This is a genomic window from Herbaspirillum sp. RTI4, assembly GCF_034313965.1.
GTDB lineage: Bacteria > Pseudomonadota > Gammaproteobacteria > Burkholderiales > Burkholderiaceae_D > Herbaspirillum.
Genome location: NZ_JAVIWQ010000002.1, coordinates 919,193 through 944,021 on the forward strand (window position 1 = coordinate 919,193; position 24,829 = coordinate 944,021).

At 57.8% G+C, this 24,829-nt stretch carries 24 protein-coding genes; 16 read left to right on the plus strand and 8 right to left on the minus strand.

What is annotated here, in order from left to right; all coding sequences use genetic code 11:
- The first annotated feature begins 35 nt into the window (after positions 1 to 35).
- Genes thiC through thiE form a run of 5 tightly spaced genes read left to right on the plus strand, consistent with a single transcriptional unit; the run spans position 36 to position 4,522 of the window.
- Positions 36 to 1,949, plus strand: a complete 1,914-nt coding sequence (gene thiC / locus RGU70_RS04375; RefSeq protein WP_322208180.1) for a phosphomethylpyrimidine synthase ThiC — start codon at positions 36 to 38, stop codon at positions 1,947 to 1,949.
- Positions 1,950 to 1,958: 9 nt separating this feature from the next.
- Complete coding sequence (gene thiS, locus RGU70_RS04380) at positions 1,959 to 2,159, plus strand: sulfur carrier protein ThiS (protein WP_322208181.1); 201 nt, start codon at positions 1,959 to 1,961, stop codon at positions 2,157 to 2,159.
- Between the two features lie 60 nt (positions 2,160 to 2,219).
- Positions 2,220 to 3,026: a thiazole synthase gene (locus RGU70_RS04385; protein WP_322208182.1), complete on the plus strand. Its 807-nt coding sequence runs from the start codon at positions 2,220 to 2,222 to the stop codon at positions 3,024 to 3,026.
- 2 nt (positions 3,027 to 3,028) lie between these two features.
- Complete coding sequence (locus tag RGU70_RS04390) at positions 3,029 to 3,874, plus strand: hydroxymethylpyrimidine/phosphomethylpyrimidine kinase (protein ID WP_322208183.1); 846 nt, start codon at positions 3,029 to 3,031, stop codon at positions 3,872 to 3,874.
- Between the two features lie 12 nt (positions 3,875 to 3,886).
- The gene (gene thiE, locus RGU70_RS04395) at positions 3,887 to 4,522 is read left to right on the plus strand and encodes a thiamine phosphate synthase (RefSeq protein ID WP_322208184.1); all 636 of its coding nucleotides are present in this window, start codon (positions 3,887 to 3,889) and stop codon (positions 4,520 to 4,522) included.
- Between the two features lie 91 nt (positions 4,523 to 4,613).
- Here the strand turns inward: thiE and RGU70_RS04400 are convergent, their stop codons facing one another.
- From RGU70_RS04400 to RGU70_RS04410, 3 genes are all read right to left on the minus strand, one after another.
- The gene (locus RGU70_RS04400; RefSeq protein WP_322208185.1) at positions 4,614 to 5,336 is read right to left on the minus strand and encodes a hypothetical protein; all 723 of its coding nucleotides are present in this window, start codon (positions 5,334 to 5,336) and stop codon (positions 4,614 to 4,616) included.
- A 123-nt stretch (positions 5,337 to 5,459) separates the two neighbouring features.
- Positions 5,460 to 5,960, minus strand: coding sequence for a Dps family protein (locus RGU70_RS04405; RefSeq protein WP_322208186.1), 501 nt, complete (start codon positions 5,958 to 5,960; stop codon positions 5,460 to 5,462).
- A gap of 103 nt (positions 5,961 to 6,063) precedes the next feature.
- Positions 6,064 to 7,275, minus strand: a complete 1,212-nt coding sequence (locus tag RGU70_RS04410) for an MFS transporter (protein ID WP_322208187.1) — start codon at positions 7,273 to 7,275, stop codon at positions 6,064 to 6,066.
- A gap of 159 nt (positions 7,276 to 7,434) precedes the next feature.
- Here RGU70_RS04410 and RGU70_RS04415 point away from each other — a divergent pair, with 159 nt between their 5' ends.
- Positions 7,435 to 9,711 carry a UvrD-helicase domain-containing protein gene (locus tag RGU70_RS04415; RefSeq protein WP_322208188.1) on the plus strand — a complete coding sequence of 759 codons (2,277 nt, stop codon included), beginning with the start codon at positions 7,435 to 7,437 and terminating at the stop codon, positions 9,709 to 9,711.
- Positions 9,712 to 10,083: 372 nt separating this feature from the next.
- Positions 10,084 to 10,908, plus strand: a complete 825-nt coding sequence (locus RGU70_RS04420; protein ID WP_322208189.1) for a hypothetical protein — start codon at positions 10,084 to 10,086, stop codon at positions 10,906 to 10,908.
- A gap of 31 nt (positions 10,909 to 10,939) precedes the next feature.
- Here the strand turns inward: RGU70_RS04420 and RGU70_RS04425 are convergent, their stop codons facing one another.
- From RGU70_RS04425 to RGU70_RS04440, 4 genes are all read right to left on the minus strand, one after another.
- Positions 10,940 to 11,725: a BPSS1780 family membrane protein gene (locus tag RGU70_RS04425; protein WP_322208190.1), complete on the minus strand. Its 786-nt coding sequence runs from the start codon at positions 11,723 to 11,725 to the stop codon at positions 10,940 to 10,942.
- Position 11,726: 1 nt separating this feature from the next.
- Positions 11,727 to 12,683: a homoserine kinase gene (locus RGU70_RS04430; RefSeq protein WP_322208191.1), complete on the minus strand. Its 957-nt coding sequence runs from the start codon at positions 12,681 to 12,683 to the stop codon at positions 11,727 to 11,729.
- A 168-nt stretch (positions 12,684 to 12,851) separates the two neighbouring features.
- Positions 12,852 to 13,244 carry a hypothetical protein gene (locus RGU70_RS04435; protein ID WP_322208192.1) on the minus strand — a complete coding sequence of 131 codons (393 nt, stop codon included), beginning with the start codon at positions 13,242 to 13,244 and terminating at the stop codon, positions 12,852 to 12,854.
- Between the two features lie 225 nt (positions 13,245 to 13,469).
- A complete protein-coding gene (locus RGU70_RS04440) occupies positions 13,470 to 14,204 on the minus strand; it encodes a TIGR00730 family Rossman fold protein (protein ID WP_322208193.1) in 735 nt (244 codons plus the stop codon).
- On the opposite strand from RGU70_RS04440, the gene polA reads away from it, so the two are divergent.
- The 9 genes from polA to RGU70_RS04485 all read left to right on the plus strand — a co-directional run bounded on the left by polA (position 14,205) and on the right by RGU70_RS04485 (position 23,773).
- Positions 14,205 to 16,997, plus strand: a complete 2,793-nt coding sequence (gene polA, locus RGU70_RS04445; RefSeq protein ID WP_322208194.1) for a DNA polymerase I — start codon at positions 14,205 to 14,207, stop codon at positions 16,995 to 16,997. It begins immediately after the preceding gene.
- A 48-nt stretch (positions 16,998 to 17,045) separates the two neighbouring features.
- On the plus strand, positions 17,046 to 17,927 hold the full coding sequence (locus RGU70_RS04450; RefSeq protein ID WP_322208195.1) for a dienelactone hydrolase family protein: 882 nt from the start codon (positions 17,046 to 17,048) through the stop codon (positions 17,925 to 17,927).
- Positions 17,928 to 18,006: 79 nt separating this feature from the next.
- Positions 18,007 to 18,687, plus strand: coding sequence for a YqgE/AlgH family protein (locus RGU70_RS04455; protein WP_416186477.1), 681 nt, complete (start codon positions 18,007 to 18,009; stop codon positions 18,685 to 18,687).
- Positions 18,680 to 19,114: a Holliday junction resolvase RuvX gene (ruvX, locus tag RGU70_RS04460; protein WP_322208197.1), complete on the plus strand. Its 435-nt coding sequence runs from the start codon at positions 18,680 to 18,682 to the stop codon at positions 19,112 to 19,114. The genes RGU70_RS04455 and ruvX overlap by 8 nt, the downstream gene beginning before the upstream one ends.
- Positions 19,115 to 19,120: 6 nt before the next feature.
- Entirely contained in the window at positions 19,121 to 19,645 is a 525-nt protein-coding gene (gene pyrR / locus RGU70_RS04465; protein ID WP_322208198.1) for a bifunctional pyr operon transcriptional regulator/uracil phosphoribosyltransferase PyrR, read from the plus strand.
- The gene (locus RGU70_RS04470; protein ID WP_322208199.1) at positions 19,638 to 20,597 is read left to right on the plus strand and encodes an aspartate carbamoyltransferase catalytic subunit; all 960 of its coding nucleotides are present in this window, start codon (positions 19,638 to 19,640) and stop codon (positions 20,595 to 20,597) included. The genes pyrR and RGU70_RS04470 overlap by 8 nt, the downstream gene beginning before the upstream one ends.
- A 569-nt stretch (positions 20,598 to 21,166) precedes the next feature.
- Entirely contained in the window at positions 21,167 to 21,658 is a 492-nt protein-coding gene (locus RGU70_RS04475; RefSeq protein ID WP_322208200.1) for a GIY-YIG nuclease family protein, read from the plus strand.
- Positions 21,642 to 22,940, plus strand: a complete 1,299-nt coding sequence (locus RGU70_RS04480) for a dihydroorotase (RefSeq protein WP_322208201.1) — start codon at positions 21,642 to 21,644, stop codon at positions 22,938 to 22,940. Before RGU70_RS04475 ends, RGU70_RS04480 begins: the two co-directional genes overlap by 17 nt.
- Positions 22,941 to 22,945: 5 nt before the next feature.
- Entirely contained in the window at positions 22,946 to 23,773 is an 828-nt protein-coding gene (locus tag RGU70_RS04485; protein ID WP_322208202.1) for a lysophospholipid acyltransferase family protein, read from the plus strand.
- Here RGU70_RS04485 and RGU70_RS04490 read toward each other — a convergent pair.
- Positions 23,703 to 24,521, minus strand: a complete 819-nt coding sequence (locus tag RGU70_RS04490; RefSeq protein ID WP_322208203.1) for a symmetrical bis(5'-nucleosyl)-tetraphosphatase — start codon at positions 24,519 to 24,521, stop codon at positions 23,703 to 23,705. The genes RGU70_RS04485 and RGU70_RS04490 overlap by 71 nt on opposite strands.
- Positions 24,522 to 24,829 lie beyond the last annotated feature (308 nt).

A 24,829-nucleotide genomic window follows, 5' to 3' on the forward strand; every position in this document is an offset into this window, starting at 1 on the left:
CCCCAAGCCAAGAAACACCAAGCAAAGGAGCCACAATGAACGCTAATCCCAAGTTTTTATCCGCCACCGCCACGGTTGACGAGGCGGCTGTCAAGCCATTACCCAACTCCAGCAAGGTCTATGTCACCGGATCGCGTCCCGATATCCGCGTGCCTATGCGCCGTATCAGCCAGTCCGACACCGAAGCCTCCTTCGGCGCAGAAAAAAATCCGCCGATTTACGTCTACGACACTTCCGGCCCTTACACCGATCCTGACGCCACCATCGACATCCGCTCCGGCCTGTCCAGCGTGCGCGGTCCGTGGATCGCCGAGCGCAATGACACCGACGAACTGTCCGGCCCCTCGTCCGCCTACGGCATCGAACGCCTGAACGATCCTGAACTGACCGAACTGCGCTTCAATCTGCACCGCAAGCCACGTCGCGCCAAAGCCGGCGGCAATGTGTCGCAAATGTATTACGCCCGTCAGGGACTGATCACGCCGGAAATGGAATACGTCGCCATTCGCGAAAATCTGCGTCGCGAAGAATATCTGGAAGAACTCAAGGCCTCCGGCCCTATGGGTAACAAACTGGCCGACCTGATGGGTCGCCAGCATCCCGGACAATCGTTCGGCGCATCGATTCCCGACCGCATCACGCCGGAATTCGTCCGTTCCGAAATCGCCCGCGGCCGCGCCATCATTCCCGCCAACATCAACCACCCGGAAGTCGAACCGATGATCATCGGCCGCAACTTCCTGGTCAAGATCAACGCCAATATCGGCAATTCGGCAGTCACTTCGTCCATCGGCGAAGAAGTCGAAAAAATGACCTGGGCGATTCGTTGGGGCGGCGATAACGTGATGGACTTGTCCACCGGCAAGCACATCCATGAAACACGCGAATGGATCATCCGCAACTCACCGGTGCCGATTGGCACTGTGCCTATTTATCAGGCACTGGAAAAAGTCAACGGCAAGGCCGAAGACCTGACCTGGGAAATTTTCCGCGACACGCTCATCGAGCAAGCCGAACAAGGCGTCGATTACTTCACCATCCACGCCGGTGTGCGTCTGCAATACGTGCCGATGACGGCCAAGCGCATGACGGGTATCGTCTCGCGCGGCGGCTCTATCATGGCCAAGTGGTGCCTGGCGCACCACCGCGAATCCTTCCTCTACGATCATTTCGAAGATATCTGCGAAATCATGAAAGCCTACGACGTCAGCTTCAGCCTCGGCGATGGCCTGCGTCCCGGTTCGATCTACGATGCCAACGACGAAGCGCAATTGGGCGAACTGAAAACTCTGGGCGAACTGACCCAGATCGCCTGGAAGCACGACGTGCAAGTCATGATCGAAGGCCCTGGCCACGTGCCCATGCACCTGATCAAGGAAAACATGGACCTGCAACTGGAACAGTGCCACGAAGCGCCGTTCTACACGCTGGGACCTTTGACTACCGACATCGCCCCCGGTTACGACCACATCACCTCCGGCATCGGCGCTGCGCAGATCGGCTGGTACGGTACAGCCATGCTGTGCTACGTCACACCGAAGGAGCATCTGGGTCTGCCCAACAAGGCCGACGTCAAGGACGGCATCATTACCTACAAGATCGCCGCTCACGCCGCCGACCTCGCCAAGGGACATCCCGGCGCGCAGATTCGCGACAATGCCTTGTCCAAAGCGCGTTTTGAATTCCGTTGGGAAGACCAGTTCAACATCGGTCTCGATCCCGACAAAGCGCGTGAATTCCATGACGAAACACTGCCCAAGCATTCCTCCAAAGTGGCGCATTTCTGCTCCATGTGCGGACCGCATTTCTGCTCGATGAAAATCACGCAGGAAGTCCGCGAATACGCCGCCAAGCAAGGCCTGTCGGAGATCGAAGCGCTCAAGCAGGGGATGGAAGTGAAGTCGGTGGAATTCCTCAAGGGCGGCGCAGTTATTTACGCTAAACAGTAAGCTGCAGACATGCAAATCGTCTTGAACGGAGCAGCGCATACGCTGGCCGACGACGCCTCGCTGAACGATCTGATGGCGACGCTATCGCTGGGAAACCAGGCGGTAGCGGTCGCCGTCAATCGCCAGGTGGTACGCCGTCAGGCGTGGGAAACCTGCGTACTGCGCGCAGGTGATACCGTGGACGTGGTGCGGGCCATCGGCGGCGGTTAACTCCGCATACCGCCGCCTTCGCCACACCACTTTGCGCACTATCGAATGAAAGGAAACCTCATGCACATGAATGACCTCACCGAGGCCGTCGATCCCGGCCTCACCATTGCCGGCGTGACCTACTCATCGCGTCTCTTAGTCGGTAGCGGCAAGTACCGCGATCTGGAACAAACCCGCGCGGCCACTGAAGCCAGCGGCGCCAACATCATCACGGTCGCTATCCGCCGCGTCAACATCGGGCAAGACCCCAACGCGCCCAATTTACTGGATGCGGTTCCGCCGTCGCGTTTCACCATCCTGCCCAATACCGCCGGCTGCTACACCGCCGCCGATGCCGTCTACACCTTGCAACTGGCACGGGAATTACTGAACGGCCACAAGCTGGTCAAGCTGGAAGTGCTGGGCGATGAAAAGACCCTGTTCCCCAACATGCCGGAAACCCTGAAAGCCGCCGAGACCCTGGTCAAAGATGGTTTCGACGTCATGGTCTACTGCAGCGACGATCCGATTCAGGCGCGGATGCTGGAAGAAATCGGCTGCGTCGCCGTCATGCCGCTGGCCTCGCTGATCGGCTCGGGCATGGGCATTCTCAATCCATGGAATTTGTCGCTGATTATTGAGCAAGCCAAGATCCCCGTGCTGGTGGACGCCGGTGTCGGCACCGCTTCCGATGCCGCCATTGCCATGGAACTCGGCTGCGACGGGGTACTGATGAACACCGCCATTGCCGGCGCACGCGACCCTATCCGCATGGCGCGCGCCATGAAGCTGGCCGTGCAAGCCGGACGCGAAGCCTACCTCGCCGGACGCATCGCCAAACGCTTTTCGGCATCGCCTTCCTCGCCGATGGCTGGACGCGTAGTGTGAGCATGATGAGCCAAAAAAACGCCGCTGTTTATCGTGCAACCCCGCCCATCGTGCTGGTTTTTTCCGGCTCCGACCCCAGCGGTGGAGCCGGACTGCAAGCCGACATGCCTGCTATTACCGCGCTGGGCGCGCATCCGCTCACAGTCCCCACCGCGCTGACGGTGCAGGACAACGTCAGCGTATTCGCCGTGCATCCGATCGATGCCGACCTGGTGCGGCATCAGGCGCAAGTACTGATAGACCGTTTTCCTATCGCCGCCGTGAAACTGGGCATTGCCGGCAACCGCGCCAACGCCGAAGTGATTGCCGGACTGATACGCGGCTTGCGTCAGCATCAGCCGGATTTACCGGTCGTGCTCGACCCGGTGCTGGCCAACGGCAAGGGCGACAATCTCTCGGCGCATGACGACCCGGTGGAAGCGCTGACCTCGCTGTATGCGCTGGCCACCATCATTACCCCCAATCTGAACGAAGCGCAGCGTCTGTGCGGCGGCAATCGTCCGCTGGAAGAGCAGGCGGCTTTGCTGATGCAACGAGGCTGCCGGCATGTGCTGCTCAAGGGCGGACACGGGCCGCAACAGGAAGATGTTGTCAATCACTGGTTCGGCCCCGATGGCGCGCACGAAGCCTGGCGCTGGCCGCGTCTGGCAGATGAATTCCACGGCAGCGGCTGCACGCTGGCGGCGGCGCTGTCGGCCTTACTGGCGCGGGGCCTGAGCATGCGCGAGGCCCTGCTGCAAGCGCAAATCTATTGTCAGCACGCGCTGGCAACGTCCTACTCCATCGCGCCGGGGCAGCGCATTCCGAATCGGGTACCCTTGTTTGATTTCTCAAATGTGGCCCACTGACAAAGTAAAAAAATGAGCGCTTCCAAAAACTGGACCTTAAAAGGTTTGTACATCGTCACTCCTGACTGGGACGATACCGAACGCTTGCTGGCCGTCACCGCGCAGGCGCTCGACGGCGGTGCCGCCATCGTGCAGTACCGCCACAAAACCGCCGACGCCGCACTGCGCCGCACCCAGGCCACCGCCCTGCTGCAACTGTGCCGCGCCCGCAGCGTGCCTTTCATCATCAACGACCATCTCGACCTGTGCGTGGCGCTGGATGCCGACGGCATTCACGTCGGCGGCACCGATGCCTCCATCGCGCAGGCCAGGGCAGCAGTCGGCCCCGGAAAAATTGTCGGCGCATCCTGCTACGCCACGCTGCAACTGGCGCACGACGCGTATCGTGCCGGTGCCAGCTATGTCGCCTTCGGCGGGTTTTATCCTTCGCGGGTGAAGAAATACGACTTCAAAACCACCTCCGACATCATCGTTCAATCGCATGCGGAAATCCCCTTGCCGGTGGTGGTGATCGGCGGCATGACGCAGGAAAATTCGGTACCGCTGGTGGCCGCCGGCGCCGATATGGTGGCGGCGATCAGCAGCGTTTATATGGCGGACGATCCGCGCGCGGCGGCGGCGGGGTTGGTGGGTTTGTTTGCGGGATAGGCGGATGCAACAGGCGGCATAGAAATGCCCTATGTTTTTTGTTTGGAAGTATTTGCTACCGATGCGGCTGACGGCCGTGTTGAGAGGGCGTTCATGACATTCCCCATAAATAAGGATATTCATCATCCTGCCATTCAGAAAATCCGCTTTGTACGGGGATGACGTTTGAGTGCGGTAGAGATGTGCTTATGGCGATACATGCTTTTGTCAGATCTACAGAGTTATTGTTGATGACAAGCCATGTTGAGTCACCAATAGGTAAGTCGTCCTTAACTTTCCCTAATGCCTGCATCAGAAACTTATCCGTCTCACATTCGAATGACATCCCAGCGACGACGAATCGCCTGTTGTTAGTCATAGCAACATAAAACTTGTTCGCTTCAACGGTCCATTTCCGTTCAGATGAAACGTCCTCTTGAAGTAAAAATGGACTTCGATTTTGGTTGCTTGTGAGTTCCTCAGTAGTACCGTTCAGGTGTGAAACGTGCGAATCGACTAGCCATTCAGGACAATCAATATCTCCCTTTTCCGTGGCTGGCATTTCACGTTGCAGCAAATAGTCCCAGTTTGTCGTGCCAAAATGATGTTGATGGCCTGGAGGTGTTTGGGTTGCCAAGTCATCCAGAAGACGACGAATGCAGGAAGTGTTAACAGTCGGCTTATTCATTTCGCAGCGTATGGCGGTTTTGATTTGCTTAATGTGTTGTTCGCGCGGAAGTGTTTTCCATTCGTCAGGAACAGTCCACGTCAATCCGCAGTTACAAGACAAACCACGGCCAAATAGCCAAATTGTTGTGTTGTCCTTCATCGTCATTATTTGCCTTAGATTCCACTTGCGCTAATCGTCAAAGAAATGTGTCACATCACCGTATGGAATTGAAAATGCCGCCCATTCGGCGGCATTTTCACAACTTCGCTGCATACCAGCGACAGTCGATTACTCTTCCAGCAAACTGCGCAACATCCACGCATTTTTTTCATGCAGTTGCATACGAGCGGTCAGCAGATCGGCTGTCGGCTCATCGGCGGCAGCATCGACGACAGGGAAAATCGAACGCGCAGTGCGGGTGACGGCTTCCTGACCGGCCACCAGCTGACGAATCATTTCCGTCGCATTAGGCACGCCTTCGGCTTCTGCGATGGTGGAGAGTTGCGCGAATTCACGGTAAGTCCCGGGAGCCGGATAGCCCAGCGCGCGGATGCGTTCGGCAATCTCATCGACAGCCAGTGCCAGTTCGCCGTATTGACCTTCAAACATCAAATGCAGCGTGCTGAACATCGGACCCTTGACGTTCCAGTGGAAATTATGGGTCTTCAGGTACAGCGTGTAAGAGTCGGCGAGCAGCTTGCTCAGGCCATCGGCAATTTTTTTGCGGTCTTTGTCGTTGATGCCGATATTGATGGAAACGGCAGGCGTTGCAGAATCTTTTTTAGCCATGATGAAAACTCCTTAAAAGTAGATACGAGTCAGTATGGGACTCAGGAAAATAAGCATTGAAATCCTGCGCAGCGCTTGTGCTGTCTTGTCGATACCAAGGGATTTAACGTGAATTGCGACGCAGGTCATTTCTGTACAGCACGAGGGTTAACAGTACACCTATTAGCGCCGCAGCGGCGCCGACGAGGAAAATCGCATCGTAGCCGTAGCCGCCCACTACCAGTCCGGCCAGCGGACCGACGACTGCCAGCGCCACATCCAGAAAGACAGTAAACGTGCCGAGCGCAGCACCGCGATTGGCGGGGGCGACATGGCAGACAGCCTCGGTACCGAGCGAGGGAAATACCATCGAAAAACCAAGACCCGAAATGGCCGCGCCCAGCATTGCTACGGCCGGGCCGGGAGCCCACCATAGCAGCAGCAGTCCGAAAGTTTCTACCGTAAATGCGGCAATCGCCACACGGAAACCGCCGTGGCGGTGGATGGATTGCGCGAACAGCAAGCGCGCCGCAACAAAGGACAAACCGAACAGTGATAAGGCCAAAGCGGCATTGCTCCACTGATGACTGGCGTAGTACAGCGTGACAAAAGTGGCGATGATGCCGAAGCCGACGGTACCCAGCGCCAGACCCGCGCCATACGGCATGACATAAGAAAACACCTGACGGAATCCCATCCGTTCGCCATGCACAGCCGGCACGGCTTGCTTGACCCAGGCCCATAAGAATCCGCCCAGCGCCAGCAGCACGATCAGGATGCCGATGGACAGTAATCCGAAATAATGTTCCAGCGCCACGCCCAGCGGCGCGCCCACCGCCAGCGCGCCATAGTTGGCGATGCCGTTCCAGGAAATCATGCGCGTCGTGTGGCCGCTACCGATGCGACCTATGCCCCACATGATGGCACCGGTGCCGACCAGACTTTCGCCCAAGCCCAGCGCCAGCCGGCTGCACAGCAGAAACAGCAAACTGAGTCCCTGCATCGACTGCGCCAGCGACGCCAGAAACAAAAATACACCGCTAATACCGCAGCCGGTCAGGCCGTACAGCACACTGCGTTTAGCACCGATGGAATCGGCCAGACGACCGGCTTGTGGCCGCGTAAGCAGGGTCGCCACATATTGCACACTGATCGCGATACCGGCAATGAAAGAGCTGTAGCCGAGATCAACATGGACGTACCCCGGCAGCACCGCCATCGGTAAACCGACGATGAGATAGCAGATGAAGGTGAGTGCGACGGTGGATAAAATCTGGAACGTGACGGCGTTCGGGGAGAGCGTGGCAGGAGCGGAACTGACGGTATTTGATGGCATGGCGGGAGAAAGGAATCGGAAGTAGGGCATTGCTGCCGCTCGCGGATTTTACCTTGTGCGGACAAATCTTGCCGGTGGTAGGGGCGTGCTGAAGACCGCGCACAGAATCGCCGACAAAACGGGCAGGGCTGCGCAGGAGTCAGGCCGTATAATCAGCGGATGCAAAATCTTCTCGATAATCTCAATCCCGAACAGCTCGCTGCCGTTACTTTACCGGCGCAATCCGGCCTGATTCTGGCGGGTGCCGGGTCAGGTAAAACGCGGGTGCTGATTACCCGCATCGCGTGGCTGATTCAGACCGGACAAGTCTCTCCCGGCGGCATCCTGGCCGTGACCTTTACCAACAAAGCCTCAAAGGAAATGCAGACGCGTTTGTCGGCGATGCTGCCGATCAATACGCGTGGCATGTGGATAGGCACTTTCCACGGCCTGTGTAACCGGCTGCTGCGCGCGCATTTTCGCGACGCCGGTTTGCCGCAGACCTTTCAGATTCTCGATTCGCAGGATCAGTTATCGGCCATCAAGCGCTTGCTTAAGTCGCTCAATGTCGACGATGAAAAATACCCGCCGCGCAATCTGATGTATTTCATCAACGGTGCCAAGGATCAGGGCTTGCGCGCAAAAGATGTGGATGCCAGCGACGATTACAGCCGCAAGCTGACCGAACTGTATGAACTCTACGACCAGCAATGTCAGCGCGAGGGCGTGGTCGATTTCGCCGAACTGCTGTTGCGGACGTATGAACTGCTGACCCGCAATCAGCCGCTGCGCGAGCATTATCAGGCTCGCTTCCGGCACATTCTGGTCGATGAGTTTCAGGATACCAACGACCTGCAATACAAATGGCTCAAGCTGCTGGCCGGCCCGCACAACGCCGTGTTTGCGGTGGGCGATGATGACCAGAGCATTTACGCTTTCCGTGGCGCGAATGTCGGCAACATGAGCGCGTTCGAGCGCGAGTTCAAGGTGCAGAACCTGATCAAGCTGGAACAGAACTACCGTTCTCACGGACACATTCTGGACGCTGCCAATTTCCTGATCGCCAACAATACCAATCGTCTGGGCAAGAACCTGCGTACCGATGCCGGTCACGGCGAACAGGTGCGCGTGTTTGAATCGACCAGCGATTTGCAGGAAGCGCAGTGGATCGTGGAGCAGGTCAAGAGTCTGATTAACGACGGTGCGTCGCGCAGCGAAATTGCCTTGCTGTACCGTTCCAACGCGCAATCGCGGGTGCTGGAACATGCGCTGTTTTCGGCCGGGATTCCTTATCGCGTGTATGGCGGGCAGCGCTATTTCGAGCGCGCTGAAATCAAGCACGCCATCGCCTATCTGCAATTGATGGATAACCTGCATAACGATTCGGCGTTTCTGCGGGTGGTGAATTTTCCTACCCGCGGCATCGGTGCGAAATCGCTGGAGCATTTGCAGGATGCGGCGCGGCAGTATGGGATTTCGCTGTACGCCGCCGTGCCGTATGTCAGCGGCAAGGCTGGCACTTCCTTAGCCGGGTTTATCCGGCTGATCGAAGGGGCGCGCTTCGAGGCGCAGAATCTGCCGCTGCCGGAGATGGTCAATGTGGTGTTGCAGGCCAGCGGCCTGCTGGCGCATTACGGACTGGAGCGCGAAGGCGCGGACCGTATCGAGAATCTGGAACAGTTGGTCAATGCGGCGACCGTGTTCATCAACGAAGAAGGATTCGGCCATGCGGCACCGGCCTTCCTCGGCCCGCAAAGCGATGCGGTCGCGGGACTGGCCATTGTCAACGCCGACGGTATCGAGATCTTCGATGCCGATGCAGCCTTGCCGGCGATCATGTCGCCGCTGTCAGCCTTCTTGTCGCATGCCTCGCTGGAGGCGGGCGACAATCAGGCGCAGGTGGGGCAGGATGCCTTGCAACTGATGACGGTACATGCAGCCAAGGGGCTGGAATTCGATGCGGTGTTCATTACCGGTCTGGAAGAGGGTTTGTTCCCGCATGAAAACAGCGCCAAGGAAGAGGGCGGTGTCGAAGAGGAGCGGCGCTTGATGTATGTGGCGATCACGCGGGCGCGCCACCGTTTGTTCATGACGCTTTCGCAAACTCGCATGTTGCACGGCCAGACGCGTTACAACCTGCGTTCCCGCTTCTTCGACGAATTGCCGGAAGAAACGCTGAAATGGCTGTCCGCCAAGGTGCAGCAGCCGCAATGGTATGTGCATCCGAAAGCGGCATGGGCGGAATCTTCGCTGGTGGAAGCCAATACGATTGCGCAAAAAATTGGCAAGGCCGATATCGGCTGGCGTATAGGTGAAAGTGTGGCGCATGCCAAATTCGGCGAAGGCGTGATCGTCAATATCGAGGGCAGCGCTGGTAATGCGCGCGCGCAAATCAATTTCGGACGGCATGGCATGAAGCTGCTCGATTTGAGTATTGCCAAGCTGGATCGCTTGTAAAACGGATTACTCAAAACCCGGCTTGTCAGCCGGTTGGCGGCGTATCGGAGCTCAATTCGATGCGCCGCTATTTTTTCGTCTCTCTTCTCTGACTTTCTCCTGTAGTTAACGCGGCCTCCTCCTTTTTTTACCCTCTTGAAATCGCTATCTTTCCGTTTGCGCCTGAAAAATATTTTTTGATGTGAGGGGCGGGAGAACGATGGCCAAAGTAGCCAGTCCTAAAACTGGTCGCCATGGGGAAAGGACGTTTCTGCCGGATGCGAGCGGGTCTCTCGTACGTGCCAGACGTGTTCATTCAGGCTCTCTGCATGGCGTCATGTTGTAAGACGCCGCTTGATTCGGTATTTTTTTATTCTGATAAGGAGCAACACCATGACAAAGGTCGCCTCGCGCCATATGAATTCTGCCGCACAACAATCGCAAAACGTCGTGCCATTAAGCTTTTTAAGAGAGCGGGTGGCGCAGCAGAAAGCCGTTATCGCGCAATTACTTAAGCGCTCCGGTAACGGCGCCAATAGCAATGGATTGAGCAATCGATTCGGAAGTAATGGGGGTGCGTTTCGGTCGGGAAAGGAATATCGCCGCCCAAGCGTGGAAAGCATGGGCGAGCATTTCCGCAACAATCCTGAGTTTTATGCCGATAAATGTGCCGACATCATCCATGCCAACGAGCAAGCCGCACAAATAGCCTGTGACGCATTGATTCGGATGACGGTGACCGGTCAGGCCTCGCTGAACAGTCGCGGTCTGTCGGAAGAACAATTGGGTCGCTTGTTCTCGGCCGTCAAAAAAAATCCAGCGGGATTTGCCGACTTTTGTGCGGTACAGGTGGGAAAGAACAAAAAAGAAGCGCAGCGGGTATGCAACAAGCTGGTCAGGGTCGGATTGGAAGCGATGGATAAAAAATCGCCATTCAATGCGGACAGCAGGGAGAGTCAGTCAGACAGGCAAGACTGGATGCGCCACATCCGCACCGCGCCAATCAATAATATGCCGCCTTCGCATCAGGAGAGTGAGGAGCATATCCCCAGCGCGACGGGAATGATGCTGGCAATGGAGGGGGCGGTGATCGCGTTGATTCCGGTTCTGGGAGTGGGCGAAGCTGCGGTACTTGCCGCCGGGGGCTTCGCGCTGGCGACGCAGGCCATGTTGATGGCGTCGCCTAAGGGCGCTAATGGCACCAGTTCACTCAGTTGAGTCTTGCCCTGAGTACGGTTTCAGCGCCGCATCATTCCGGCGTTGAAACCTCGGCCTCCGTTGCCGAATCGATGAATACTTGCTTATAGGTAGGGTAAAACGAGCTGTACATAATGACGGTCAGGACGATCGACATGGGCAGCAGAACGAAGATGGCGACATCGGCGTTGCCAACCACGAAGGCGACCAAGGTGCTTAAGATGGCAGGCACCAGCACCCCCAGGGCGATCCAGATGCCAGCGTAAACCAGGAAGGCGCGGTACTCGCGGCGCACGGTGTAAAAGCTGTAGAAAATGGCTTTGCCGACGGACATATCTTGCCAGGCGATCAGCGGTGCGGCATACCAGAAAGCCATCGCTGCCGGGATGTACAGCACGACCGCGGTAATGATCGCCAGCAGAAGCGAGGAGCTGTCGAATTTCTCAGGGGCGATACTGGTCTGGCCTGTCATGGCCTGCCATAAAAAGCCGCCATCGACCAATGACGATGCGCCGATGGCAACGAGTGCCGCCAGCACATACAGCACACCAAGCGTCGCCAGACGTTTGAATAATGGCGATCGGAAACCAGTCATCAGCAAAGAGGGATAGACCCGTTCGCCCTTCTCAATGTTGGCGCAGGCTTGCATGAATGCGATGGCAAACACCGGCACCAGAATCAGCGGCAGCAATTGCCCGAGAACAGGGATGATGCCGATGACCAGCATGAGAAACATGTAGGCCAGAAACAGGGTGGACAGTTCTGCCGGTTGTTTGCGGAAGAGGGCGACCCCTTGTTTGATCCACAGCCAGCCGGTCGATGCGGGAAGTTTTTGCATATCAATAAAGCGTAGGAATGGGCATGTCGATGCGGGAACGCAGAATGCGTTCAAAGTGCATGGGATCGTGCGGTGTCAGCATTTCGGCCTCGCGTGGAAGATAGTAGTCGTACAGTCGCGACAGCCAGAACCGCAGTGCCGCCGCACGTAACAGGATAGCCCAGGATGCGCGCTCAGTCTCATTAAACGGGCGCACGGCACAGTAAGCGTCCAGCATCGCCCGCGTGCGCGCCTCATCCAGCGTGCCGCTGTCAACGTCGATGCACCAGTCATTGACCGTGACGGCCAGATCGAACAGCCAGGTATCGCACCCGGCGAAATAAAAATCGAAAAATCCGCCCAGTTGTTCGCCATCGAACATGACGTTATTGCGGAATAAATCGGCATGCACCGGTCCATGCGGCAATTTCTGATAGTCATCCGAGGCGGCAAACGCCTCTTGAAAAGCCAGTTCGCTGCGCAGCAATGTTTGCGTCGGCAAAGGCAGTTTCGGCAGCACCACCGGCGCCGTGACGCGCCACCAGGAGAGACCGCGCAGATTGGGTTGGTGCAGCGGAAAATCAGCTGCGGCCAGATGCATTCTCGCCAGCATTGCACCGACTGCGGCGCAATGCACCGGGCCGGGCGACATTTGGCAGGCGCCGGCCAGTTTGCTGACGATGGCGGCTGGCTTGCCGTTAAGCAAAGTGACCAGCGCACCGTCCTGATTGGCCACTGGTGCCGGCGCCGGAACGCCGCGTTGCGCCAGATGGCGCATCAGTTCCAGATAAAACGGTAATTGCTCGATACTGAGATTTTCAAATAGCGTCAGCACGAATTCGCCGCACTCGGTCGTGATGAAAAAATTGCTGTTCTCGATGCCGGATGAAATGCCCCGGATGCCGACTGCCTTGCCGAGAGGAAATTGCGGCATCCATGCCGTTAACTGGTCCAGCGTGACCGGTGTAAATACTGCCATCGGAGAAATGAATAAAAAGAGGTTTGCGGAATGAGGTAGTTGCCTGGCCGTGCGCAGGCAAAAAATGCTCGGGCCATCGGCATCGTGGCCGCATCTAAATGAATGTGGCTATGCCGCCAGGGGATAGACGCTAAGCCACGCGTCCATCCCTTGTGATGCAGGCTTGATTTACCTTGAAGGGGTCACTACGCTGGGTGGTGTGCCCGGTGGCTTTCCTGATCCCCAGTCGAATTCTTTGACAACCCATTGCGGATTGGTCTGCCCGCGACTTTGGGCGTCGCCCGGCAGGGCAGTACCTACCTGATGCGGTTTCATGTGATAAGTGCTGCCGCCGCTGGTGACTTCGACATCCGTGACCACACCCTGGCTACGCTTCTCGGTAATGCCGTTGGCTTTAGGGGCTTCGTTTGGATTTTTGATGGTGACGGCAGGCGGTTCGCCTTCTTCCAGCTTTTGCAACTCAGGTGGCGGCGGTGCCAGATTATTTTGTTGCGCATGCGCCAGGGAAGACGACAGGCAGGCCGTCAATGCCAGAGCAGGCCAGATTTTAATAAGATTCATGATGGGTTCGATGAGGTAGGGCAGCGTTGGACAGCGATAAATGGGGAGCCTCGGATGACGCCACTGCGATGCATCAATTCCGTGTTGCTTGCCCGGAGATTGCGCAGTTCGCCATGCTTTATCAGAAGTTCCGTAGCAATATGCAGCGGCACAGGGCATTGTAACAAACTCCCCGCGTCAAACCGGCCTGAAAGCAGCCGTTGTGCGGACTTGGCTGCATCTTGACTATAAATACATGCCGCTTTCCTGTTCGCTTTCCGGCGGAGTGGTCTGATCCTCGTAAAAATCGAGGATAGCCTGCACCACTTCGGCCGGATCGTCGATCACTTGCATCAGATCCAGATCTTTTTCAGCGATCATGCCGTCGGCCACCAATTGCGAGCGGAACCAGTCCAGCAAACCGCTCCAAAAGGTGGAGCCGACCAGAATGACTGGAATCCGGCGCGATTTGCCGGTCTGAATCAGCGTCAGCGCCTCGGACAGCTCATCCATCGTGCCGAAACCGCCCGGCAGCACCACGTAAGCATCTGCATAGCGCACAAACGCCACCTTGCGCGCGAAGAAATGACGGAACGTGATGGAAATATCCTGCCACTTGTTGCTGGTCTGTTCGTGCGGCAACTCGATATTTAGTCCGACCGATGACGATAGTCCTTCAAACGCGCCCTTGTTGGCCGCTTCCATGATGCCCGGCCCGCCGCCGGAAATAACAGCAAAACCCTCATCGGACAAACGCCGGGAGATATCCACGCACAAATCGTAATAAGGGTTGTCCGGCTTGATACGCGCCGATCCGAACACCGAGACGGCGGGCCGCAGTTCTGAAAGACGTTCGGTAGACTCGATGAACTCTGCCATAATCGTCAGCATATGCCACGATTCGCGGGCCTTCTTTGACGTGGCGCGTTCGATATCGATTATTTCCCGCAGGCGCGGTACTTTCTTCCCTCTAATTTCCATATGCAAAAAACCTTGTTGTTAGTCGACGGTTCGAGTTATTTATATCGCGCTTTTCATGCTTTGCCGGATATGCGTAACGCGCAGGGCGCGCCGACCGGAGCGTTGTATGGGTTCATCAACATGCTGCGCCGTCTGCGCACCGATTATCCCGCAAGTTACCTGGCCTGTGTTTTCGACGCCAAAGGAAAAACTTTCCGCGACGACCTGTACGCCGATTACAAAGCTACCCGCAAATCGATGCCGGAAGATCTGGTGCTGCAAATCGAGCCTATCCACGCCGCGGTGCGCGCCATGGGTTGGCCGATTTTGATGGTCGACGGCGTGGAAGCCGACGACGTCATCGGTACGCTGGCAGTGCTGGCCTCGCAGCACGGACTCGACACCATCGTTTCCACCGGCGACAAAGATCTGGCGCAACTGGTCAACGCGCATGTGACGCTGATCAACACCATGAGCAATGAAACACTCGACCGCGAAGCCGTCATCGCCAAGTTCGGCGTGCCGCCGGAACGCATCGTCGATTATCTGAGTTTGATTGGCGACACCGTCGATAACGTCCCCGGCGTGGATAAAGTCGGCCCCAAGACCGCGGTGAAATGGCTCGCCAAATACGACTCTCTGGACGGCGTCATCGCCCATGCCGCCGACATCAGCGGCGCAGTCGGCGAGCATTTGCGCAAGGCGCTGGACTGGTTGCCGCAAGCCAAGGTGCTGGTCACGGTCAAGACCGATTGCGATCTGGCCGGCCACATGGTGTCGATCGCGGAATCGCTGCAAGCGGGCGAGGCCGACAATCAGGCGCTGATGGCTTTGTACACCGAATACAACTTCAAGAGCTGGCTGCGCGATCTCACCAACCTCGTGGCGGCATCCGCGCCACCGGCCGCCGCTGCCGGGCAGGGGGGATTGTTTGATGTTTCGGTCGATTCCCCGGCTTCTGCCACGCATCCCTCCGCCACGCCGGTTGCCCCGCTAGCAGCCCCTCTTCCTACCGATTACGAACTGGTGCTGACCGCAGAGCGGCTCGATCACTGGCTACAGATCATCACGGACGCAGAACTGACCGCGCTCGATACCGAAACCACTTCGCTCAACACCATGCAGGCGCGGCTGGTTGGCATTTCGCTGTGTTGCACGCCCGGCTACGCCGCCTACATCCCGGTGGCGCATCGTTATCAGGATGCCCCGGCGCAATTGCCGCTGGAACAGGTGCTGGCCGTTCTCAAGCCCTGGCTGGAAGACCCGGCGCAGCGCAAGGTCGGCCAAAACATGAAATACGACAGCCATATTTTCGCTAATCACGGCATCGCTTTGCAGGGTGTCGCGCACGATACGATGCTGGAATCCTACGTCTTTGAATCGCACCGCACGCACGACATGGATAGCCTTGCCTTGCGTCATCTGGGACACAAGACCATTGCCTATACCGAGGTCTGCGGCAAGGGCGCGTCGCAGATCGGTTTTGACGAAGTCGATCTGGAGCGCGCCACTGCCTATGCCGCCGAGGATGCCGATATCACCTTGCAGTTGCACCACGCCATGTGGCCGCAGGTGGAAAGCGTCGATGCCTTGCGTTATATCTACGAAAAAATCGAACTGCCGGCCGCCGTCGTGCTGCAAAAAATCGAACGCAACGGCGTGCTGATCGACTCGGATTTGCTCGGCATACAGTCGAACGAACTGGGCCGCAAAATGCTCGACATCGAACAGCAAGCCTACGCGCTGGCCGAGCAGCCGTTCAACCTGAATTCGCCCAAGCAACTGGCGGAAATCCTGTTCGTCAAACTGCAATTGCCGGTGGTCAAAAAAACTCCCTCCGGCACGCCCTCGACGGATGAAGATGTCTTGCAGAAACTGGCGGAAGATTACCCGCTGCCGAAGATACTGCTCGATTACCGCAGCCTGTCCAAACTGAAATCGACCTACACCGACAAGCTGCCGAAGATGGTCAATCCCGATACCGGCCGGGTGCATACCAACTACGCGCAAGCCGTGGCGGTGACCGGGCGGCTGGCGTCGAACGAACCGAATCTGCAAAATATTCCGGTGCGCACCGCCGAAGGGCGACGCATCCGCGAAGCCTTCATTGCGCCAGCCGGTAGTGTCATTGTCTCGGCGGATTATTCGCAGATTGAATTGCGCATCATGGCGCACTTGTCCGGCGATGAAGCCATGCTGCGCGCCTTTGCCGCCGGCGAAGACATCCATCGCGCCACCGCCGCTGAAATTTTCGGCATGGCACCGAGCGAAGTCGGGTCTGAGCAGCGGCGCTACGCCAAGGTCATCAACTTCGGTCTGATTTACGGCATGAGTGCGTTCGGACTGGCCGGCAATCTGGGCATCGAGCGCGGCGCGGCGCAAATGTACATCGACAAATATTTCCTGCGCTTTGCCGGCGTCAAACGCTTCATGGATGAAACGCGGCTGCTGGCCAAGGAACAGGGCTATGTTGAAACGGTTTTTGGCCGTCGCTTGTGGTTGCCTGAAATCAATTCGCCGAACGGCCCGCGTCGCCAGGGTGCGGAACGCGCCGCGATCAATGCGCCTATGCAGGGGACGGCGGCCGACCTGATCAAACTGGCGATGGTGGCGGTGCAGGACTTTATCGAGCGAGAACGCTTGCACTCGCTGTTGATCATGCAGGTGCACGATGAACTGGTGCTGCAGGTCACGCAGGAAGAGCTGCCGCTGATACGCGAAAAATTACCCCAACTGATGGCCGGCGTGGCACAGTTGAAAGTGCCGCTGACGGCGGAAGTCGGCGTTGGCAATAATTGGGAGGAGGCGCACTGACGCTGCGCCAGCGAGTTTTTTTTATGCAGGATCACTTGAGGGAACGCCATGAATGACGTGCAACGGGATCTGGATAGTCTGGTCGGTACCAACGCTTTGTTTGAGGACGGCAATCGCCGCGCCTTCCTGAAAACGGCTCTGGGAGCCAGTTTCGCGGCTGCCGTATCGCCAGTGATGGCGCAAACCGTGATTCATACCGATAGTGTCGGGCTCGAAGTGTTCGAGGTTGGCGTGATGGTCGATGGGCAGCGGGTGCCAGCCTATGTCGCTAAACCGGCTGGCAAAACGCATCTGCCGGTGGTGTTGGTAATTTCTGAAATTTTCGGCGTCCATGCGCATATCGCCGATATCGCCCGCCGTTTCGCCAAGCAGGGCTATCTGGCGATTGCGCCGGAACTGTTCATTCGCCAGGGCGATCCGTCGGCCTATCCGACCATCACGGAACTGAACGAAAAGATCATCTCCAAAACGCCGGATGCGCAAGTGCTGGGCGATCTTGATGCCTATGTTGACTGGGCCAAGGACAACGGCGGTGACATGAAACGCCTCGGTATCAACGGCTTTTGCTGGGGCGGTCGGATTACCTGGTTGTATTGCGCACATAATCCGCAGGTCAAAGCAGGCGTGGTCTGGTATGGCAAACCCGAGGGTGAAAAATCGGCACTGATGCCGGCCAATCCCATCGATATCGCTGCCACGCTGAAAGTGCCGGTGCTGGGCATGTACGGCGGCAAGGACGCTGGCATTCCGGTTGCCAGCGTGCAACGCTTGAAGGCCGCACTGGAGGCCGCCGGCAACCGTTCCGAATTCGTCGTCTTTCCGAATTCAGGCCATGCCTTCAATGCCGACTACCGCCCCAGCTATGTCGCGGCCGATGCCAAAGACGGCTGGCAGCGCGCCCTGACCTGGCTGCGCTCTCACGGCGTGTAAGCAGGCACACAGGCAGGCACAAGGGTCAGGAGGGGGCAGGGCAAGCATTTACCCCCCCTGACCTGCTAAAATGTCAGGCATGACGAAGCAACGCACCTCTCCCCTGATTCACCTCTCTTCCATTGGCGCGGCCGCCTCCGGCCTGACCGGTTCCGGCACGACTGAAGACGACGAACCCCTGCTGATGGACCTGACCAACCATTTCCTTATTGCCATGCCCTCCATGCTCGACCCGATTTTCGGCGGCAGCGTGGTGTATATGTGCGAGCACAATAAAAACGGCGCACTCGGCGTGGTCATCAACAAGCCCACTGACATGAGCATGGACGTGCTGTTCGACCGCATCAATCTGAAGCTGGAAATCGTCTCCGACGCAGAACGCTTCCGGCCGCTGAAATATGCCCGCCCGGTAATGTTTGGCGGGCCGGTGCAGGTTGAGCGCGGCTTTGTGCTGCATTCCTCCCTGGACTCGTATTCTTCGACCTTGCAAGTAACGGAGGCCATATCGCTGACCACCTCCAAGGATGTGCTGGAAGCGGCAGCGCATGGTGCCGGTCCTGATGAGATGCTGGTCACGATAGGCTGTTCCGGCTGGAGCGCCGGGCAGCTCGAAGGCGAAATCGCCCGTAACGGCTGGCTGACCGTGCAAGCCGACCCCAATATCATTTTCAATTTACCGATTGAAGAACGCTTCACCGCAGCGCTGGCCTTGCTGGGCATAGATCCGATCATGCTGACGGCCGATTGCGGTCATGCCTGAGGACGGAACGAGCGCAGAAAACGATGCCACGCCGGTAGCCGCTCAGCACTTGACGGTACTGGCCTTTGATTTCGGCCTCAAGCGCATCGGCGTCGCGGTAGGCAATACCTTGCTGAAACAGGCGCAGCCCCTGAGCATCGTCAGCGCCGCCACCAACGACGGCAAATTTGCCGAAATCGCCGCGCTGATGGCGTCCTGGCAACCGGGTTTGTGCGTCGTCGGCGTGCCGGTACATCCCGATGGCGCAGAACACGAAATGACGCAGCGCTGCCGCCGTTTCGCCAACCAGTTGCACGGCCGCTACGGCGTGGCCATCGCCCTGATCGACGAGCGCTATACCTCGGCGGTTCTGGTGCAGCGGCGCGGCGAACATGTCGATGCGCAGGCTGCGGCACTGATCTTGCAACAATATTTTGACGGGAATTGACTGCACATGACGCTGACTACTACCTCGCCCTTAACGGAATTCGATGCCGAAGCCTTGTACGCTTCTCTGGCGCAACAAATTAAAGCCGGCTTGCAGGATGTGCCTGACGTCGCCCTCGTCGGCATCCATTCCGGCGGCGCCTGGCTGGCGGAACGTCTGGCGGCAGACTTGCAGCTGACAGCGCGTCTCGGTTTCATCGACTCCTCTTTCTATCGCGACGATTACGCCGAAAAAGGCCTGCGCAGCGACGTCAAGCCCAGCCAGATCCCGTTTGAAGTCGAAGGTGCCACGATTGTGCTGATCGACGACGTGCTCTACACCGGCCGCACCACGCGCGCGGCCATCAACGAATTATTCGATTACGGCCGTCCCGCCAGGATCATCCTGGTGGCGCTGGCCGATCGCGGCGGCCGCGAATTGCCGATTGCCGCCGACTTCCTCGGCACCCGGGTTGCGCTGACCGCAGGTCAGTCGCTGTTATTCCAACGCGCCGACGACGGCCGCTTTTCTCTTTCGGTGGTCCATGCTTAATCCACAACTCAATAAAAACGGCGAACTGCAACATTTGTTGTCGATAGAAGGTTTGCCGCCGGCCATCGTGACGCATATTCTGGACACGGCCTCGTCTTTCGTCGGCATCAGCGACCGCGAAGTCAAAAAAGTGCCGCTGATGCGTGGCAAAAGCGTCTTCAACCTGTTTTTTGAAAATTCCACGCGCACGCGCACGACGTTTGAGATTGCTTCCAAGCGGCTGTCGGCGGACGTCATCAACCTCAATATTTCCGCCTCCAGCGCCAGCAAGGGCGAGTCCCTGCTCGACACCATCGACAATCTGGCCGCGATGCACGCCGACATGTTCGTGGTGCGTCACGCCCAGTCCGGCGCGCCTTACCTGATCGCCAAGCATCTGGTCGACACCCGGCAGACGCATGTGCACGTAGTCAACGCCGGTGATGGCCGTCATGCCCATCCGACGCAGGGCTTGCTGGACATGTACACGATCCGGCACTACAAGAAAGACCTGACCAACCTGCGCGTAGCCATCGTCGGCGACATCTTGCACAGCCGGGTGGCGCGTTCCGACATCCACGCGCTGACTACGCTGGGCGTGCCGGAAGTGCGCGCCATCGGTCCACGTACCTTGCTGCCGAGTGGACTGGAACAAATGGGCGTGCGCGTGTTTACCGACATGAATCAGGGCCTCAAGGATGTGGACGTCATCATCATGCTGCGCCTGCAAAACGAACGCATGAGCGGCGCGTTGTTGCCATCGGCGCAAGAATTTTTCAAAAGCTACGGCTTGACGCCGGAACGACTGGCGCTGGCCAAGCCGGACGCCATCGTGATGCACCCCGGGCCAATGAACCGTGGCGTGGAAATCGATTCCGCCGTGGCCGATGGCGGTCAGGCGGTGATTTTGCCGCAAGTGACCTTCGGGATTGCCGTGCGGATGGCGGTTATGAGTATTTTGGCGGGGAATTGAACTGACTAGTGTTGCTGACAGCTTCTCCGGCCCTATCGGGCCGATCCTTCGATACGCCCTGCGGGCTACTCAGGACGAACGGTTGGTGGTGAGTCATAGCGTTAGAAATATGAGATGGCCATTTATTTTGGACGCAGGATGATATACGCGCAGATGTGGCAGTGATTACGATCAGTTTTGTAAGACGAATCACCTTGAACCGTTCCGTAAAATGAACCACCCCGAACCATTTTGTAAGATGAAGCACCCCGAACCGTTTTGTAAGATGAACCACCCCGAACCGTTCGTCCTGAGTAGCCCGCAGGGCGTATCGAAGGATCCGGCGGTACGCCGGTCGAACAGCACCGCCAGGCTTGTTTCAAACGAACGGACGTGGCAGTGAGCATCACCAGTTTTGAAAGAGGAAGCACCCCCGAACCGTTTTGTAAGATGAACCACCCCGAACCATTTTGTAAGACGAACCACCCCGAACCGTTCGTCCTGAGTAGCCCGCAGGGCGTATCGAAGGATCTGGCGGTACGCCGGTCGAACAGCACCGCCAAGCTTGTTTCAAACGAACGGACGTGGCAGTGAGCATCACCAGTTTTGAAAGAGGAAGCACCCCCGAACCATTTTGTAAAATGAAGCACCCCGAACCATTTTGTAAGGCGAACCACCCCGAACCGTTCGTCCTGAGTAGCCCGCAGGGCGTATCGAAGGATCCGGCGGTACGCCGGTCGAACAGCATTGCCCGGGCGCATGATAAAGAGGAAAGCACCGGTATGGCTTTTTACGTTTATTTGCTGCGTTGTTCTGATGACAGTTACTACGTAGGTCATACCGACAAGCTCGAAAGTAGAATCGCCCAGCACCAATCAGGCAGTATTGCAGGCTATACCGCAAAAAGACGGCCCGTCACTTTGCTCAAAGCGGAAGATTTTCCCACTCGCGAAGAGGCGCTGGCCGGCGAGAGGCAACTGAAAGGCTGGACGCGGGCAAAGAAAGAAGCATGGATCACCGACGATTTTATGTCATTGAAACGACTCGCCAAGAAACCACGAATTCATGAAACTACATATTAAAAACGGCCACCTGATCGATCCCGCCAACGGCGTCAACGCCCGGCATGACCTGTACATTGCCAACGGCAAGGTGGTCGGCATCGGCAGTCCGCCAGCCGGTTTTCACGCCGACCGCAGCATCGATGCCAGCGGCCTGATCGTCGCGCCAGGATTGGTTGACCTCAGCGCCCGTCTGCGCGAACCGGGTTACGAATACAAGGCCACGCTGGAATCCGAAATGCAGGCCGCCATGCACGGCGGCGTCACCAGCCTGATTTGCCCGCCGGACACCGATCCGGTACTCGATGAGCCGGGTCTGGTCGAAATGCTCAAGCACCGCGCCAAATCGCTGAATCAGGCCAATGTGTATCCGCTGGGTGCGCTGACCGTTGGACTCAAGGGCGTGGCGCTGACCGAAATGGCCGAATTGACGGACGCCGGCTGCATCGGTTTTTCGCAGGCCGATGCGCCTATCGTCGACACCACGGTGCTGATGAGCGCACTGCAATATGCCAAGACCTTCGACTACACCGTCTGGCTGCGCCCGCAAGATCCGTATCTGGGTCGCCACGGTATCGCGCATAGTGGCGCTACTGCCTCCCGTCTCGGCCTTTCGGGCGTGCCGGTATCGTCGGAAACCATCGCTCTGCACACGATTCTGGAACTGGTGCGGGTAACCGGTGCGCGTGTGCATCTCTGCCGCCTGTCGTCCGCTGCCGGGCTGGAACTGATACGGCAGGCCAAGCACGAGGGCTTGCCCATTACCTGCGACGTCGGCGCGCATCACATGCACATGACGGATAACGATATTGGTTTCTTCGATTCCAACGCCCGTGTGCAGCCGCCTTTCCGCTCGCAGCGCGACCGCGATGCAATCCGTCAGGGTTTGCTGGACGGCACAGTCGATGCGATCTGCTCCGACCACACGCCGGTGGATGATGATGAAAAACTTCTGCCGTTCGGCGAAGCTTCGCCCGGCGCGACCGGTCTGGAACTGTTGCTGTCGCTGGCGCTGAAATGGGCGCAGGAAAGTGGTGCCGGCACGGCCAGCGACGATACGGCCGCCATCTCTCTGGCGATCAGCAAGATCACGATTGAGGCGGCGCAGATTGCCGGTTTACCGGCAGGTCAGCTGGGATTGGGTAGTGTCGCTGACCTTTGCCTGTTTGATCCGTCCGTGCGCTGGATGGTGGAAGCCAAGGCCTTGGCCAGTCAGGGCAAGCACACGCCGTTTCTCGGTTATGAACTGAGCGGACAGGTGCAGGCAACGATTGTCGCCGGGCATATCGCCTACCAGCGTTGAATCCCATGATCGCTCTGCGCGTGCTGCGTCTGATTATTCACCTGATGGTGGGCATGGCGCTCTGCGCCTTTCTTTTTCCCTGGCAGGATGCCAAGTCGAAAGAAGCGCGCACGCGCCTGTGGTCGGCGCGGTTGCTGGGGATTTGCGGCATACGCTTGACGATCCGGCAGGCTGACGTATCGTTAGATCCATCCTTCGCAGTAGGGCAGCGCAGTCTTATCGTCTGCAATCATGTTTCCTGGCTAGATATTTTTGTCATCAATAGTCTGCAACCTTGCCGCTTTGTGGCGAAATCCGACATTCGCAGCTGGCCGATGGTGGGCTGGCTGTGCGCTAAAACCGGCACTATTTTTATTTCCCGCGGCAAGCCGCGTGATGTGCGTCGGATTTTTCAGGGCATCGTGGGCAGTATTGAAGCGGGGGATAGGGTTGCGTTTTTCCCGGAAGGGACCACAACTGCGCAAGGCGGCTTGGGGGATTTTCACGCTAATTTGTTTGAAGCGGCGATCGATGCCGGTGTGCCGGTGCAGCCGTATGCCTTGCAGTATCGTAACCGTCACGGCGAATTGCATCCGGCCGCCGATTTTATCGGTGAGATGACTATTGCAGAGAGCATTCTGGCGGTTCTTGGCGCGCAGCGGCTTGCTGATCCGCTGGTGGCCGAGTTATGGGCGCTGCCGTTGATTGCCAGCGAGGGCATCGGTCGCCGCGAACTGGCGGGACTGTCGCGCGCAGCGATAGGCGCAGCCTTGCAATATGACCTCAGCCCGGTCGTTGCGCTTGCGGACAATCCACCTGAAACAATGCCCGATCCGATAGCCGTATCGCTGTAAGCTGACCGCCCCAGACGCAGCCGGTGTCTAGCCCTAGCAGGTAGGGACGCAATGTCAGGCCCAGTGTGGACCAGTGGCCGAAGACCACTGTGACGTCGGCGCTTTGTCGGTGCGGTAGATCGAACCACGGCAGATAGCCGGCCGGGGCTGTTCCGGCACCTTCCTTGATACTGAATTCCATCGTCCCGTCCGGAGTGCAGAAGCGCATCCGCGTTAGCGCGTTGACGATGCAGCGCAGACGCGCATGGCCTTGCAGCGCGTCGTCCCAGTGCGCAGGAGTATCGCCGTACATGTCGTGCAGGAAATCGAGCCAGTTCGGCCCGCTCAATACCGCCTGCACTTCTGCGGCCAGCGCGACGGTTTGCGCGGCATTCCATTGCGGCAAGACCCCAGCGTGGACGAACAAATGTCCTTCGCGCCATAACGCCAGAGGTTGGCGGCGCAGCCAGTCCAATAGCTCATCGCGGTCTGGTGCGTTGAGGATGTCGTCGAGCGTGTCGGATTTGTTTTTCTTGCGAATACCGTGCGCCACCGCCAGCAGGTGCAGATCGTGATTGCCCAGCACCATCTGCGCCCGTGCGCCCAGCGAGCGGATCAGGCGCAGCGTCGTCAACGATTGCGGACCGCGATTGACCAGATCGCCGACGAAAATCAGTTGCGGGTCGGGGGTGGCGGCGTGCAGTTGTGTCAGCAATTGTTCGAGTTGCTGACCGCAGCCTTGCAAGTCGCCGATGGCGTAGGTGGGCATGGGGAATGGTGATAGTGAGGGGTGGGGCATCTTAACGTATTACCTTGAGAGGACGGGGTTGGATGCGGAAGTGAGCGTGTTCTTGCCATGTCTCAATACCTGCGTGGCTCGGTTGTTAATGGTCGGCAATGGATGGCGAGTGGTGAGGTGATTTCTCCCCATTTTCTTGCCAATACCATCATTCAAGTCTGTATTTGCCAACGGAATACCGCTATTGGGTGCAGTACAATGACCGGAGGAGCCGGGGGTATGCTGGAAAGTGTGTCGTACTGCATGCTCTTTTTATGTGCATGACATAAATGCCGGAG